This window comes from Parabacteroides sp. TM07-1AC, from assembly GCF_003480915.1.
Classification (GTDB): Bacteria; Bacteroidota; Bacteroidia; order Bacteroidales; family Tannerellaceae; genus Parabacteroides; species Parabacteroides chongii.
The window spans coordinates 135,769-152,291 of record NZ_QUKD01000014.1 but is presented as its reverse complement, the minus strand read 5'-3'; the positions used below and the strand labels follow the sequence as shown (position 1 = coordinate 152,291).

Sequence of the window (16,523 nt, the reverse complement as noted above, 5' to 3'; positions counted from 1 at the left end):
ATCACTTCGGCGGGGCTTCCGGCTTTAAAATTATTATTGAACAATTTTCTAACAACCAAATCTATTAAATTTAGCAGAAGAATAATATCATTAATTGGGCAGTCAGTACGCGCAGGAACATGGTCAACGGATAAACCGTTGCATATCCGACTGCAGGAGCGTCGTTGCCTGCCGTTGCATTCACATAAGCCAACGCAGGAGGGTCGGTCGTACTACCGGCCAGCAATCCCATCAGCGTAAAATAATTCAGTTTGAAGAAATACCTGCCGGCAAAACCGATAATCAACAGCGGTAACATCGTTATAATAAAACCGTAACCGATCCAGGCAAATCCCCCTTTATTGACAATCGTATCCACGAATCCATCTCCGGCACTCAATCCGACACAAGCAAGGAACATGGTTATACCGATCTCCCTCAGCATCAGGTTGGCACTCTGGGTCGTATAAGTAACCAACTTGTAACGATATCCGAAGCGGCTCAATAGAATAGAAACCACCAGCGGACCACCCGCCAGACCTAGTTTGATCGGTTGCGGGATTCCCGGGACAGTGAATGGGATACTACCCAGAATAATACCCAAAGCGATGCCAATAAAAATAGGGATCAGGTTAGGCTCATTCAAACGCTTCATCGAATTACCCAATATCGTACTCACCTTATCGACAGCCAGTTCACTACCGACCACCGTTACGCGGTCGCCCACCTGCAATTGCAGTCCCTGGGTAGCCACCAATTCGACTCCGGCACGGTTTACACGCGTCACATTGATACCGTGCAAACGCCGTAACTGCAAATCACCCAAACGGGAACCGGTCAGTTCCGGTTTGGTAACCAGAATACGACGGCTCACAAAAGCACTTTCAGCAGGGATCCACTGTTTACGGTCCATTTCTATTTCGGGACCGACAAAAGTTTTTATAGTCTCTGCGTCATGCTCTGTTGTGATCACAAATATCTTATCATCCTCATCCAAAATCGTATTGCCGGTCACGATCTCGACTTTATTGCTCTTCTTCCGCCAGATACGGGATATCACATATTGCCGGTGTTCGAGAAAAGCGCCGAGTTCCATCACCTTCCGTCCGAAAAGTGCGGGATTCTTCACGACAAGCGATATGGGAGTCGCTTCACTGTTATGCACATCGTTTTCCGCTTCCAGTTGTTCTGTCTCTTTCTCAAAACTGATATGAAAAATGTAGCGGACAAACAACATGGAAAGGATAATACCGACAACCCCCAGCGGATAAGCGACAGCATATCCCAGTGCGATCGTTTCATTCGATGTACCCGTCATATCGGTAAAAGCCTGTTGGGCCGCACCTAAACCGGGTGTATTTGTTACCGCTCCCGACAAAATACCGACCATTGTCGGCATGGGAATATCCGTTATGAAATGAATGACCAAGGCCGTTACAACGCCGAGGAAAACAATTCCGCAAGCCAACCCGTTCAATGTCATTCCCCCCTTTTTGAACGAAGAGAAAAAACCGAGACCGACCTGCATACCGACAGAATAAACGAACAGGATCAACCCGAACTCCTTGAAGAAATGGATCACGGCTGGATTAATGGTAAAACCGAAATGTCCCAGTAAGATACCGACAAACAACACCAGGGTTATACCCAATGAGATACCGAATACCTTGATCTTGCCTAACTGGATTCCCACAGCGATCACCAGCGATAACAAAAGAATAGAATGCCCTATTCCCTCTCCCCACAGCAGTTCACTTATCCACTCCATAATTATTTATTTTTCAGATATGCAGATGAAATATCAAAAGCATAAAAATTATCCTTTACATGCTGAACACATGAAGGGCACAGGCAATCCTTATAATAGACCCTGATAAAAACCTGCTGGCATTGATCCAGACCGGTAAATACATGCTGATCTTCCGGCGAAAAGCCGTCACAACCTGATAACTTCGCGCCACAACGCGCACAAAGCTTCTCCATAAATGTTACCTCCTTAAACGATAAATATTCTTTTCGAACTACTTTTCTAACCCACGAGAAAAACAGCCTTTAATGAACGGCAGGTCTTCTGACTGACTCCCATCCTGAAGCCTTCCCGACAAACGTCAGTGGCATTAGTTGTTTTCAGAATGTTGAACGGAGCTTCACAGCAGCGGGACTGTCCGGGATTTACACCCGATTCCCTTTTAATCCACATCATCCGACCAGACGATACGGAACCAATTCGACGGCAAAACTACAAAATAAAAAGATATAACAACTATTTAATCATAAGTTTTTTACAATAAAAAAATCCCTGCCAGCCTCACGGTCGACAGGGATTGCCATTCATAAATTCTAACAACAAAATCAAATCGTTATAATGGCATATTGCCATGTTTCTTCGGCGGATTGCTCTGGCTCTTGTTCTTTGCCATCTCCAGCGCCTGTATCAGTTTGAAGCGAGTCTGCCTCGGCATGATAATCTCATCGATAAATCCTTGTTCGGCTGCCCGGTAAGGATTGGAGAATTGCTCGGTATACTCTTTCATTGCCTGTTCTTTTTCTTCGCCGGTTGCTTTCCGGTACAGGATATTCACAGCACCTTCAGCTCCCATCACGGCGATTTCAGCCATCGGATAGGCCAGGTTTATATCGGCTCCGGTCGGTTTGCTCGACATCACGATATAAGCACCGCCATAGGCTTTCCGGGTAATCAGCGTGATCTTGGGAACGGTCGCTTCCGCATAAGCATACACGATCTTGGCACCGTGGCGGATAATACCGTCATGTTCCTGCTGGCAACCGGGCAAAAATCCCGGAACATCTTCAAATGTGATCAACGGGATGTTGAAACAATCGCAGAAACGGATAAAGCGTGCCGCCTTATCGGAAGCATCGATATCCAACACACCCGCCAGAAATGCCGGTTGATTGGCAACGATACCTACCGAACGTCCGCCCAAACGGGCGAAACCGACTACGATATTCTTTGCAAAATGAGGCATTACCTCGAAGAAATAATGATTATCGACAACCGGTTCTATGATATCTTTGATATCGTAAGGCACATTCGGATCGTCCGGGATCACCTGCTGCAAAGCTTCATCTTCACGCCGGACATCGTCGGAACAGGAAACGACCGGTGCATCCTCCATATTATTTGAAGGAAGGAAACTCAACAATTCACGAATACTCATTAATGTTTCCTCTTCCGTATCGCACATAAAATGGGTGACACCGCTTTTACTACTATGCGTATAGGCACCTCCCAGTTCTTCCTTCCCCACTTCCTCATGAGTAACCGCCTTGACTACATCCGGTCCGGTAATGAACATGTGGCTTTTATCCTTTACCATAAAGATAAAATCGGTCAATGCCGGAGAATAACAGGCCCCACCGGCACAAGGTCCCAGAATAGCCGAGATCTGAGGAACGACGCCCGAAGCCATCGTATTCTGATAAAAAATAGAAGCATATCCGGCCAGGCTGTTCACACCTTCCTGAATACGGGCTCCTCCCGAATCGTTCAGGGCAATGACCGGTGAACCGCTTTTCAGTGCCAGTTGCTGAACTTTCACTATCTTGGCGGCATTCGTCGCGCTCAACGTACCTCCGTAGGCTGTAAAGTCGTAGGCATAGACAAAGACTTGCCGTCCGTCTACTTTACCGTAGCCGGATACGATCCCGTCGCCGGGAATTTTATTCTTATCCATGCCGAAATTCGTACAGCGGTGAACCACAAATTTATCCAATTCGTTGAACGTCCCTTTATCCAGCAACATATCGATCCGTTCGCGGGCTGTCATCCGGCCGGATTCATGCTGCTTTTCGATACGGGTAATGCCACCTCCCTGCGAAGCTGTCTTATCCAGTTCTTCAAAGGCCTTATACAACTGTTCCTTTCCCATTTTATTCTTCTTTATCTGTTATTACGTCCAGCGACAGAAGAACCTGGTTGCTTGCTACCGAATCTCCTTCTTTGACCAATACCTCACGTACCGTACAGGCTGAACTTACCTTATAATTACTCTGCATCTTCATCGCCTCTATCACAACGACGATATCACCGGCTTCCAGACGGTCGCCTTTCTCCACCAACACCTTCACGACTTTTCCGGGCATAGGAGAAACGATCTTATTATCCTGCCGTTCTTCGCTGCTCTTACGCATACGCAGATATTTCATCTGTGTATCGACAATATCGACGGCATAAGACAGGAAATGTGTATTCACCGTATAACTTTTGCCTCCTTCTCCCCGGATCAGTTCGGCATTATACGAATTACCGTTGTGCAAAATAGAGCAGGCACCGTTCTCGGCCATCATAATATCGACTTCATAAGGGACACCGTCTATCGTCAACTGCACCTTATTCCCTTCCTTGCTGACCAGCGATACGTCCGCCACTCTTTTTCCTATATGTATTTCCATAATGAATAATTTTCTAATATGCTTATGAGCCAATTATTAAATACGCAAGACGCCTTTCTGAAGACCGAACTCACGCCAGCGGCTGATAGGACGGTTATCCGATGCCAACCCCGACTTGTTTTCCTCCAGGTTGATCAGATAATCGATATAGGCAGCGATCATAGCCACATTCTCGGTTTCCGTACCGCTCTCACTTACCGGATGCCGTAATTGTTCCGCATTTTTCGCAATAAAAGAAGTATCATATTTCCCCTGTACAAAATCAGTCGTATCCATGATCCGGCGCAGATAGCTGATATTGGTTTTCAATCCGGTGATCTTGTATTCATGCAGTACACGCCGCATACGTTCGATTGCATACTGGCGGTTGGTCGCCCATACGATCAGTTTGCCGATCATCGGGTCGTAATAAACCGGTATCTCATATCCTTCGTACACATAACTGTCCACACGGACACCGATACCGTTCGGTTCCGTCAGTTGCCTGATCACACCGGGAGACGGCATAAATCCGGCTTCGGTATCTTCCGCACAGATACGGCATTCGATAGCATGGCCACGCTGGGCTATCTCTTCCTGACGGATATGGAGCGGCTCATCGTTAACCACCCGGATCTGTTCTTTTACCAGGTCGACACCCAATACTTCTTCCGTGATAGGATGCTCCACCTGCAGGCGGGTATTCATTTCCAGGAAATAAAAATTCCGATGTTTGTCCACCAGAAATTCGATGGTACCTGCACCGGAATAATGAACGGCTTTTGCCGCAGCAACAGCTTTCTCTCCCATATCTTTCCGCAATTCAGCCGTAATAAACGGTGACGGGCTTTCTTCTACGATCTTCTGGTTACGCCGTTGTACCGAACATTCACGTTCGCAGAGGTGGATCACGTTCCCGTGATTATCGCCCAGAATCTGAAATTCGATATGATGGGGCTCTTCCACAAACTTCTCCAGATAAACAGTATCGTCTCCAAAAGAAGAAAGAGATTCCGAACGGGCGGAATTATAGGCTTCCACCACCTCTTCCTCTTTATAGATAAGCCGCATCCCTTTTCCACCGCCGCCCATCGATGCTTTCAACATCACAGGAAAACCGATCTCCTTACAAACCCGAACTGCTTCTTCCGCACTCTGCAACGGCTGCTGTGTTCCGGGAACTACCGGTACGCCGGCTTCGATCATACGTTTGCGGGCAGAGATCTTATCTCCCATCGCTTCCATCGTTTCAGAAGCCGGACCGATAAAAATGATCCCTTCTTCCTTACATCTCCGGGCAAAAGCGGCGTTCTCCGAAAGAAAGCCGTAACCGGGGTGAATAGCATCTGCCTTATGAAGTTTGGCTGCCTGAATAATTTTTTCAATATCCAGATAACTCTCTTTGGAGGCCGCAGGGCCTATCAGGCAAGCTTCATCGGCATAAAGTACGTGCCGGGCAGCCCGGTCGGCTTCCGAAAATACAGCCACAGACTGTATTCCCATCTCCCGGCAGGAGCGCATCACACGCACCGCGATCTCACCACGATTTGCGATCAATATTTTCCGTATCATATCAATGCTTTAAATGTTTATAGCGGGGATTCACCTCGCAGGCATAGAAATATTTCTTTATCTCATTCAAACAGGAATTGCATAGGCATCCCGGATAATGCATCTTTACATAAGCAAGCTGGAGCTCATCCAATTTCACAGGTGCACAATGACAGGCAGAGATATCGTCTACCCGACAAACAAAGGAGATACCACAACGCGGACAATCTTTCTCCATAATCTGATAATTTTTGAAATAAACAATCTTTTCGAACCCGTATCCTAACCCACGAGGACATGAGCCTTTAATGAATGGCAGGTCTTCTGACTTACTCCCATTCTGAAGCCTTCCCGACCTTCGTCAGTGGCATTAGTTGTTTTCAGAATGTTGAACGGAGCTTCACAGCAGCGGGACTGTCCGGGATTTACACCCGATTCCCTTTTAATCTGTATCACCCGACCAGATAATACAGAACCGATTCGGTGACAAATGTAGAGAAATTATTACACATTTTATTCCAAATTGTGCATATTTTTTATTGGGACGCATAAGAGGCTGATAATATAACAGTTAGAAGAGAGCTCACCATTGACTATCCATTTGGGAAAACATTTCTTACTTTAAAAATCAAAAAGTTTTCCACTTTCACTGATTTCATATCTAATAATCAGCGATTTGACATAATTTAACTCGTTAAAAGTTTTCCAAAAAGAACACCATATATAGTTTAAGCATACCTTTGTTGGAGTAAAAACAACATAAATAATTATCAATTTTATCATGATACAAACAGTTATCAAACGGGATGGACGTATCGTCGGATTTAATGAGGAGAAGATAGTAACAGCGATACGAAAAGCCATGCTGCATACAGAAAATGGGGAGGATTTGCAGCTGATCCGCCAAATTACGGACCATATTTCATTCAAAGGAGAACCACAAATGACAGTGGAAGCGATTCAGGATGCAGTCGAACTGGAACTGATGAACAGTAGCCGTAAAGACGTAGCACAAAAATACATCGCTTACCGCAACCAGCGTAGCATTGCCCGTAAAGCGAAAACGCGCGACATGTTCCTGGAAATTATCAATATCAAATCGAACGATATCACCCGTGAGAATGCGAATATGAACGCGGACACGCCTGCGGGTATGATGATGAAGTTCTCCAGCGAAACGACTAAACCGTTCGTCGACGACTATTTGTTAAGCGAAGAGGTAAAAGAAGCCATCTCCAACAATTACCTCCACATTCATGATAAAGATTATTACCCGACCAAGAGTCTGACATGCGTTCAGCATCCGCTGGACCGCATCCTTAAATATGGTTTCTCTGCCGGACATGGTGAATCACGCCCGGCAAAACGTATCGAGACAGCCAGCATCCTGGGCTGTATCTCTCTGGAAACAGCTCAGAACGAAATGCACGGCGGACAGGCAATCCCGGCTTTCGACTTCTATCTGGCTCCTTATGTACGCAACAGTTTTATCGAAGAGCTAAAAACACTGGAAGAGTTAAACGGAGCCGATTATTCGCACCTCTACCAGGTAAAAGTTGATGATTACGTAAATGCTCCGTTAGACGGCCTGACAGGCGACCAGCGGATCATACAGCATGCTATCAACAAAACGACCAGCCGTGTACACCAGTCGATGGAAGCCTTTATCCATAATATGAACACCATCCACTCACGTGGCGGCAACCAGGTAGTATTCAGCTCTATCAACTACGGGACAGATACTTCGGCCGAAGGACGTTGCATCATCCGCGAAATACTGAAAAGTACCTACCGTGGTGTCGGTAACGGAGAAACAGCTATCTTCCCGATCCAGATATGGAAAAAGAAACGTGGCGTAAGTTATCTGCCGGAAGATCGTAACTACGACCTGTATACACTGGCCTGCAAAGTTTCTGCCCGTCGCTTCTTCCCTAACTTCCTCAATCTGGATGCCACATTCAACCAGCATGAAGACTGGAAAGCAGACGACCCACAACGTTACATGTACGAGGTAGCAACCATGGGATGCCGTACCCGTGTATTCGAGAACCGTTTCGGACCGAAAACTTCTATCGGACGCGGTAACCTCTCCTTCTCTACCATCAATATCGTACGCCTGGCTATCGAATGCATGGATATCGAAGATAAGGAAGTTCGTATCGCTCGTTTCTTTGCGAAGCTGGATGATATGTTGGAAGTGACCGCCCGCCAGCTTCACGAACGTATGGAATTCCAGAAAACAGCTTATGCCAAACAGTTCCCGCTATTGATGTCCTCACTTTGGCTGGGTAGCGAGAAACTGAAACCGACCGACACGATCGCCTCTGTTATCAACCAGGGTACACTGGGTATCGGATTCATCGGACTGGCAGAATGTTTGGTTGCGCTTACCGGCAAACATCATGGCGAAGATGCAGCTTCCCAGGAATTAGGCCTGAAGATCGTAACGTATATGCGCGACCGTGTCAATCAGTTCTCTGAACAGTATCAACATAATTATAGCGTATTGGCAACTCCGGCAGAAGGCCTTTCCGGCAAATTTACCGGAAGAGACCGTAAGAAATTCGGGCCATTGCCCGGCATTACCGACCGCGACTATTATACCAATTCGAACCATGTTCCGGTATATTATAAATGCAGCGCCCGTCATAAGGCGGAAGTGGAAGCTCCTTACCACGCACTAACCGGTGGTGGTCATATCTTCTATGTCGAAATAGACGGCGACGCAACCCACAACCCGGAAGTGATCATGAAAGTGGTCGATATGATGGACAAATATAATATCGGATACGGCTCGGTAAACCATAACCGTAACCGTTGCCTGGATTGTGGCTTTGAAAATGCAGATGCCCACATGGAAGAATGCCCGAAATGCGGTAGCAAGCATCTGGATAAGTTGCAGCGTATCACCGGTTACCTGGTAGGCACAACCGACCGCTGGAACAATGCCAAACTTGCCGAATTAAATGATCGTATTATTCATAATTGATAATTTTCATTGGCATATTAACTCATTGACACATTATTTTTTATGCTTTCAATCATAGACATTATAGAAGATACAACCGTAGACGGTCCGGGATTCCGGACCGCTATCTACGCTGCCGGATGCCCGAATCAATGCCCGGGCTGCCACAATCCGGAGTCATGGGATATAAAGAAAGGTAAACCAACCCCGACGGAAGAGATATTGGATAAAGTTCTGGCAGATGAATTTGCGGACGTCACTTTTAGCGGCGGTGATCCGATGTTCCAGCCGGAAGAATTTACCGAACTGGCTCGTGCCATTAAAGAAAAAAGTCAAAAAAATATCTGGTGCTACACGGGTTACCAATTTGAGAAGTTATTGCAAAACCCTAAACAAGCGGCTCTCCTCCAATATATCGACGTACTGGTAGACGGTAAATTTAAACAGGCTCTGCACGACGAAAGCCTTTTGTTTCGTGGCAGCAGTAATCAACGTCTGATCGACGTGAAAAAATCATTAAAAGAAAACAAAGTAGTCTTCTATAACTACAATCCGTTTATTTGAAAAGACTTTTTCAACAGAGGTAGGTCCAAATTCATTTACACCTACCTCTAATTTATATTTCTTCCTATTATCTTCTTATTTTCCTCCAAATGTTCTTCCAGTGACATACTGTTGTTTAAACATAACCGGTGAGACTCCTTTATGTTTCTTGAAGAACTTTCCAAAAGAGGACTGATCTGAAAAATTCAACATGTCGGCTATCTGTTGAATGGACAAATCCGGATTCCGTAAAAGAATCTCGGCTTCGCGCATCAACGCTTCACTGATCCATTGATTGACAGTCCTTCCACTGAAACTTTTCATTATACGCGACAGGTACTCGGGGGTAATGCACAATTCGCCGGCATAGAAAGAAACGGAATGTTCTGTCCGGCAATGTTTGTTCAGTAACTGGATAAACAGGAAAAGCAATACATCTTTTGCCGGTGGATTCGGATTTACTTTATGCCGGTTTGCCTGATAGACAATGTTATTCATCTCCAGTAAAAAGCCACGGAGTTCGTTCAGGATAATATCGCGTTGCCATGCATGTTCCGTACGGTCGATATTCCGCTCGATACGGCAGAGGCAATTCTCCAATAAAAGACCTTCCTCTTCATTCAGATGTTGGATAGGACGACTATGCAGGGAAGCGATATAAGCAGCTGGCATACGACGGCTGTTCAACATGATCTCGGAAAACAGATTGCGTTCGATGATCAGATGATAGCCTTTGAAATCGGAAGAAAAACGGAAGTTCTTTACCGAGTGCATATCCATTATATTCAATAATAGATTATCAGATAAATGATAGGTAAAATCATCTATGGTAACCTCTATATCTCCTTGACGAACCAGAAAAATAGAAAAGGCATCCAGGCGGATAGAAACATCTTCTTTGAATCCGGGATTCCTGTGATTGTTACCATCCATTTTCACAATAACCAATTTATCCTGATAGGACTTCAGATTCATTTTAAAACGAAGCAAGTCCGCAATACTCAGCTGCAAAAAAGATTCTTCCATATCCATTTTTATAAGGTTGCAAAGATAGAAAATATATTGGAAAGCAGCTTTGGACGGACCTTCATACAACCATTTTGCGGACATCCGCAAAATGGTTCTAAAAGTATCTGGTAGACAACCTTCCCTGTTCAATTTTGGAACAAATATATTCATTTTCCAACCACAGCTATTATCTCAAAAAGTCGGATATTTGCACCGGTTATTAGTTAAGGCAGTATATATCAATGAGTAGCAAACTTACATCACTCTGACATTACCGTGTTGATGTTTTGATTTTGGAACAATCCTACTGCCGGGATTATAATTGAATAATAGCAGAATATGAAGAAAAATTTTATGGCCCGATGCCTCAATGGCATCGGGGTAGGGCTTCTTTGCCTTATCGCAAGCTCATGTAAAGAGCAACCGGCAACAATGGTTAACAGTGAGTACAAAGTGCTGAAAGTGTCGACAACCGACAAAACCCTGAGCAGTCTTTATTCCGCCACGATACGCGGACGACAGGATATCGACATCTATCCGCAGGTCTCAGGATTTATCACACAGTTATGTGTGGAAGAAGGACAAGCTGTCAGAAAAGGACAGTTGTTGTTCATCATCGACCAGGTTCCTTATCAGGCAGCGTTGCAGACAGCGATTGCGAATGTAGAAGCTGCACAGGCTGCACTGAACACGGCAAAGCTGACGTTCGACAGTAAAAAAGAACTACATGCACAAAATGTAGTATCGGCTTTCGACCTGCAAACCGCTGAAAATTCATGGCTAAGTGCCAAAGCACAGCTAGCCCAGATGAAAGCACAGGAACTGAGTGCCCGCAACAACCTCTCATACACAGAGGTAAAAAGTCCGTCCAACGGAGTTGTCGGAACACTCCCCTACCGTGTCGGAGCGTTGGTCAGCGCCAATTCGCCTAAACCGTTGACAACTGTTTCAGATAATTCGAACATGTATGTCTACTTTTCCCTGACGGAAAATCAACTGTTGGCCCTCACCCGCCAATACGGTTCCAAACAGAAAGCTTTGGAAATGATACCGGAAGTCGAATTGCAACTGAATGACAAATCCGTTTATCCGGCAAAAGGAAAAGTCGAAACTATTAGCGGTGTAATAGACCGTAATACAGGGACTGTAAGCCTGCGTGCCGTATTCCCGAACGAAGAAGAGATCCTTTACAGCGGCAGTTCCGGAAATATTATCCTGTCGACAGAGAAATCGGGCAGTATCGTGATCCCGCAAACAGCCACATTCGAAATACAGGATAAAGTATACGTTTATAAAGTCATAGATGGCAAAGCGACATCGGCTCAGGTCAATATCACCCGTGTGAACGGAGGCCAGGAATATATCGTGAACGAAGGTCTGAAAGCCGGTGACGTGATCGTTGCCGAAGGTGTAGGTTTGCTGCGCGAAGGAACTCCGATCCAGGTTAAACAATAATAGGAAGAACGGAATATGAAATTAAGAACCTTTATAGAACGCCCGGTACTATCAGCCGTTATCTCTATCGTGATAGTATTTATGGGTATCATCGGGTTGACCAGTCTGCCCGTCGAACAATATCCCGATATTGCCCCGCCTACCGTTATGGTGAGTACAACTTACTTCGGTGCCAGTGCGGAAACCCTTCAAAAGAGTGTGATCGCCCCGCTGGAAGAGGCCATCAACGGTGTAGAAGACATGACCTACATGACATCTACGGCTACCAATGCAGGAACCGTATCCATTATGGTATACTTCAAACAAGGTACCGATCCGGATATGGCAACCGTAAACGTACAGAACCGTGTGTCCAAAGCCACCGGTCAGTTACCCGCAGAAGTAACTCAAGTGGGGGTCACTACTACCAAGCGTCAGACCAGCATGTTGCAGATCTTCTCGATTTACAGTCCTGACGATTCATACGACGAAGGCTTTCTTGCCAACTACCTGAGCATTAACCTGAAGCCGGAAATCCTCCGTATCTCAGGTGTCGGCGAACTGATGGTAATGGGCGGAGATTACAGTATGCGTGTCTGGATGAAACCGGATGTGATGGCGCAATACAACCTGATCCCTTCGGATGTGACCGCCGTACTGGCCGAACAGAATATAGAATCGGCAACCGGTGCATTCGGCGAGAACTCTACGGAGACCTACCAATATACGATGAAGTACAAAGGCCGCCTGATACAGCCGGAAGAATTCGGAGATATCGTGATCCGTTCGACTGAAGACGGTGAAGTTCTGAAACTGAAAGATATAGCAGAAATAGAGCTGGGACGTGAAAACTACTCTTACATCGGTGAACTGACCGGGCATGTCGGCGTTTCCTGTATGATATTCCAGACAGCCGGTTCCAACGCAACTGAGGTAAACCAGCAAATCGACGCTTTCCTCGACGAAGCACGTAAAGACCTGCCAAAAGGAGTCGAGATCACACAGATGATGAGCTCGAACGACTTCCTGTTCGCCTCCATCCACGAAGTGGTAAAGACATTGATCGAAGCGATCTTACTGGTTATTCTGGTGGTATACATTTTCCTGCAGGATATCCGTTCGACCCTGATCCCGCTGGTAGGTATTATCGTGTCGCTGATCGGTACATTCGCATTCATGTCGATTGCCGGATTCAGTATCAACCTGATTACTTTGTTTGCACTCGTTCTCGTGATCGGTACGGTGGTCGATGATGCCATCGTCGTCGTCGAGGCGGTACAGGCCCGGTTCGACGTCGGGTATAAATCTTCGTACATGGCAAGTATGGATGCCATGAACGGGATCAGTGCCGCCATTATCTCTTCTTCACTGGTGTTTATGGCCGTGTTTATTCCGGTATCGTTCATGAGCGGAACTTCAGGTACATTCTATACACAATTCGGTCTGACAATGGCAGTTGCCGTAGGTATCTCAGCGATCAATGCATTGACTCTGAGCCCGGCGTTATGTGCACTGATACTGAAACCGTATATCAATGAAGACGGTACGCAAAAGAATAATTTTGCCTCGCGTTTCCGTAAAGCGTTCAATACTGCTTTCGATGCTCTAATTGCCAAATACAAGAAGGGCGTACTCTTCTTTATCAAACGCAAATGGCTGATGTGGTCGATGCTGGCTTGCTCGGTTGTCCTGTTGTTCTTCCTGATGAAAACGACGAAGACCAGTCTGGTGCCGGATGAAGACCAGGGTGTATTGTTCGTCAACGTAACAACGGCCGCCGGTAACTCATTGGCAACGACCAACGACGTGATGACCAACATCGAGAATCGTATCAAAGACCTGCCGCAGATCAAGGATTATAACAAAGTATCCGGTTACGGACTGATCTCCGGACAAGGAAACTCATTCGGTATGTTCATCATCAAACTGAAACCGTGGGATGAACGTACAGATAAGGAAGACCACGTACAATCGGTTATCAACCAGATATACGGACGGACTGCCGACATCAAGGATGCAAACATCTTCGCCATGTCACCGGGTATGATTCCCGGTTACGGTATGGGTAATGCGCTGGAAATGTATATGCAGGATAAAAAAGGAGGCGATCTGACTGAGTTCTTCAATACGACACAACAATATCTGGGAGCCTTGCGCGAACGCCCGGAAATTGCAGCCGCCTATTCAACCTTCTCTATCAACTACCCGCAGTGGGAAGTGACGGTAGATGCAGCTAAATGTAAGCGTGCCGGTATCACACCGGATGCCGTACTAAGCACCTTGTCAGGTTATTACGGAGGACAATATGTATCTAACTTCAACCGCTTCTCGAAAGTGTATAAGGTGATGATACAGGCTTCCCCTGATTACCGTCTGGATGAATCTTCACTGGATAATACTTTTGTACGTATGGCAAACGGCGAAATGGCTCCGTTAAGCCAGTTCGTGAACCTGACAAAGGTATACGGCGCCGAATCGCTGAGCCGTTTCAATATGTACAACTCGATCGGGGTTAATGCAATGCCAGCGCCAGGATATAGTTCCGGTGATGCTATCAATGCCGTAAAAGAAGTAGCGGCAACCAGCCTGCCGAAAGGGTATGGTTACGACTTTGCCGGTATCACCCGCGAAGAGAACCAGGAAAGCAATACGACAGCCGTGATCTTCGTCATCTGTATCCTGATGATCTACCTGATCCTGAGTGCGCTTTACGAAAGCTTCCTGATCCCGTTTGCCGTGATCCTTTCCGTACCGTTCGGACTGATGGGTAGCTTCCTGTTTGCCAAAATTATGGGACTGGAGAATAACATTTATCTGCAAACCGGTTTGATTATGTTGATCGGTCTGTTGGCCAAAACAGCCATTCTATTGACTGAATATGCAGCCGAACGGCGTGCCGCCGGTATGAGCCTGACCTCTGCCGCACTGTCTGCCGCCAAAGTACGTCTGCGTCCGATCCTGATGACGGCGTTGACCATGATCTTCGGTCTGCTTCCGTTGGTAGTAGCGACAGGTGTCGGTGCAAACGGTAACAGTTCATTGGGTACAGGTGCCGTAGGCGGTATGTTGATCGGAACACTGGCACTGCTGTTCGTCGTGCCTTCCCTGTTCATTGTATTCCAGTATCTGCAGGAAAAAGTACGCCCGATACAGTTCGAGCCGACTCACGACTGGCAGATCCAGGAAGAAGTAGAAGAGGTAACCGCCGAGCGGAAAGACTATCTCGAAAGTAAAAAGAAAGGAAATCAAGCAGATGAAAAATAATATCATTCTATTATCCGTCGCCACCCTCTCGTTACTGAGCGGGTGCGGCATCTATACATCCTACAAACCGGAGACCTCCGTTCCTGACAACCTGTTCAGGGACGAGGCGATGGCTACGGATACGACCAGTATCGGCAGTCTCGACTGGCGGGAACTCTTCACAGATCCGCAATTGCAGACGCTTATCGAAAAAAGCCTGGAGAACAACACCGACATGCGCACCGCCCATTTGCGGGTACAGGAAGCCGAAGCAGCCCTGATGACTTCACGTCTGGCTTACCTTCCGGCACTGAACCTGAATCCGCAGGGTACGATCAGCAGCTTCGACGGTTCGAAAGCCGCCAAAAGTTATCAGTTGGCGGTAGCTGCCAGTTGGGAAATCGACATCTTCGGGAGACTCACCAATGCAAAAAGAAGCGCACAGGCAGCTCTCGAACAGACTAAAGCATACAAACAGGCCGTCCGGACACAGCTAATAGCCACAGTAGCCAATTCCTATTACACATTATTATTGCTCGACAAACAACTTGTCATCAGTGAACGGACGGCCTCTCTTTGGAAAGAGAACGTACAGGCGATGCGTGCATTGAAGAAAGCAGGCCTGGCAAATGAAGCCGCCGTCTCCCAGTCGGAAGCGAACAGCCTGAGTGTGGAAGCCTCCCTCCTGACCCTACGCCAGCAGATCAACGAGATGGAAAACAGCCTCTCCAACCTGCTCGGAGAAGTACCTCACCGGATGGAGCGGGGAGAACTGGATCGACAGGAGTTTCCCCAGACACTATCCGCCGGCGTTCCGCTCTCCCTGTTAAGCAACCGTCCGGATGTACGGCAGGCAGAATACTCGTTGGCACAGGCATTCTATGCAACGAACGGAGCACGCAGTGCTTTCTATCCGAACATCACCCTCAGCGGTGTTGCCGGATGGACGAATAACGGAACGGGGATCATCACCAACCCGGGCGGCTGGCTGTTGCAGGCGATAGGCTCGCTGACACAACCGTTATTCAACAAAGGTGCCAACATCGCCCAGTTAAAAATAGCCAAGGCACAACAGGAAGAGGCCTCCCTGGCTTTCCAGCAGAGCCTATTGAATGCCGGAAGTGAAGTAAACAACGCATTGACACAATGGCAGACGGCACGCGGACGCATCCAACTCGCCGACCAGCAAATTACGGCTTTACAAAAGGCGGTAAAAAGCACTCAGTTACTGATGCAACACGGGAACACCACTTATTTGGAGGTACTAACCGCCCAGCAAGGTTTACTACAAGCGGAACTCTCGCAGGTAGCCGACCGTTTCGACGAGATACAAGGTGTTATTAACCTCTATCACGCATTAGGCGGCGGACAGGAAGAATAAAAAAGAGAATCCACCTACATA

11 protein-coding genes and 2 riboswitches are annotated in these 16,523 nt (G+C 46.8%); of the genes, 5 read left to right on the top strand and 6 right to left on the bottom strand.

The window, feature by feature from the left end; all coding sequences use genetic code 11:
- Positions 1 to 70: 70 nt before the first annotated feature.
- The 5 genes from DXD68_RS22405 to DXD68_RS22380 form a co-directional block, all read right to left on the bottom strand.
- Positions 71 to 1,747 carry a putative transporter gene (locus DXD68_RS22405; protein ID WP_122363684.1) on the bottom strand — a complete coding sequence of 559 codons (1,677 nt, stop codon included), beginning with the start codon at positions 1,745 to 1,747 and terminating at the stop codon, positions 71 to 73.
- A 275-nt stretch (positions 1,748 to 2,022) separates the two neighbouring features.
- Positions 2,023 to 2,221, bottom strand: a riboswitch (cobalamin riboswitch).
- A 118-nt stretch (positions 2,222 to 2,339) separates the two neighbouring features.
- Positions 2,340 to 3,872 (bottom strand): acyl-CoA carboxylase subunit beta, encoded by a 1,533-nt coding sequence (locus tag DXD68_RS22395; RefSeq protein ID WP_122363682.1) that lies wholly within the window; start codon positions 3,870 to 3,872, stop codon positions 2,340 to 2,342.
- A 1-nt stretch (position 3,873) separates the two neighbouring features.
- Positions 3,874 to 4,395, bottom strand: a complete 522-nt coding sequence (locus DXD68_RS22390) for a biotin/lipoyl-containing protein (protein ID WP_122363681.1) — start codon at positions 4,393 to 4,395, stop codon at positions 3,874 to 3,876.
- Positions 4,396 to 4,431: 36 nt separating this feature from the next.
- Positions 4,432 to 5,946 carry an acetyl-CoA carboxylase biotin carboxylase subunit gene (gene accC, locus DXD68_RS22385; protein ID WP_122363680.1) on the bottom strand — a complete coding sequence of 505 codons (1,515 nt, stop codon included), beginning with the start codon at positions 5,944 to 5,946 and terminating at the stop codon, positions 4,432 to 4,434.
- 1 nt (position 5,947) lies between these two features.
- Positions 5,948 to 6,163, bottom strand: a complete 216-nt coding sequence (locus DXD68_RS22380) for a cysteine-rich CWC family protein (protein WP_122363679.1) — start codon at positions 6,161 to 6,163, stop codon at positions 5,948 to 5,950.
- A 58-nt stretch (positions 6,164 to 6,221) separates the two neighbouring features.
- Positions 6,222 to 6,420, bottom strand: a riboswitch (cobalamin riboswitch).
- Between the two features lie 286 nt (positions 6,421 to 6,706).
- On the opposite strand from DXD68_RS22380, the gene DXD68_RS22375 reads away from it, so the two are divergent.
- Positions 6,707 to 8,914 carry an anaerobic ribonucleoside triphosphate reductase gene (locus DXD68_RS22375; RefSeq protein WP_122363678.1) on the top strand — a complete coding sequence of 736 codons (2,208 nt, stop codon included), beginning with the start codon at positions 6,707 to 6,709 and terminating at the stop codon, positions 8,912 to 8,914.
- A 42-nt stretch (positions 8,915 to 8,956) separates the two neighbouring features.
- Positions 8,957 to 9,457 (top strand): anaerobic ribonucleoside-triphosphate reductase activating protein, encoded by a 501-nt coding sequence (gene nrdG, locus DXD68_RS22370; RefSeq protein ID WP_122363677.1) that lies wholly within the window; start codon positions 8,957 to 8,959, stop codon positions 9,455 to 9,457.
- A gap of 75 nt (positions 9,458 to 9,532) precedes the next feature.
- Here nrdG and DXD68_RS22365 read toward each other — a convergent pair whose 3' ends face one another.
- On the bottom strand, positions 9,533 to 10,462 hold the full coding sequence (locus DXD68_RS22365) for a helix-turn-helix domain-containing protein (protein ID WP_233577271.1): 930 nt from the start codon (positions 10,460 to 10,462) through the stop codon (positions 9,533 to 9,535).
- Between the two features lie 336 nt (positions 10,463 to 10,798).
- On the opposite strand from DXD68_RS22365, the gene DXD68_RS22360 reads away from it, so the two are divergent.
- Genes DXD68_RS22360 through DXD68_RS22350 form a run of 3 tightly spaced genes read left to right on the top strand, consistent with a single transcriptional unit; the run spans position 10,799 to position 16,502 of the window.
- Complete coding sequence (locus DXD68_RS22360) at positions 10,799 to 11,899, top strand: efflux RND transporter periplasmic adaptor subunit (RefSeq protein ID WP_233577274.1); 1,101 nt, start codon at positions 10,799 to 10,801, stop codon at positions 11,897 to 11,899.
- Positions 11,900 to 11,914: 15 nt separating this feature from the next.
- Positions 11,915 to 15,142, top strand: coding sequence for an efflux RND transporter permease subunit (locus tag DXD68_RS22355; RefSeq protein ID WP_122363675.1), 3,228 nt, complete (start codon positions 11,915 to 11,917; stop codon positions 15,140 to 15,142).
- Positions 15,132 to 16,502 (top strand): TolC family protein, encoded by a 1,371-nt coding sequence (locus DXD68_RS22350; RefSeq protein ID WP_122363674.1) that lies wholly within the window; start codon positions 15,132 to 15,134, stop codon positions 16,500 to 16,502. The genes DXD68_RS22355 and DXD68_RS22350 overlap by 11 nt, the downstream gene beginning before the upstream one ends.
- The last annotated feature ends 21 nt before the right edge of the window (positions 16,503 to 16,523 follow it).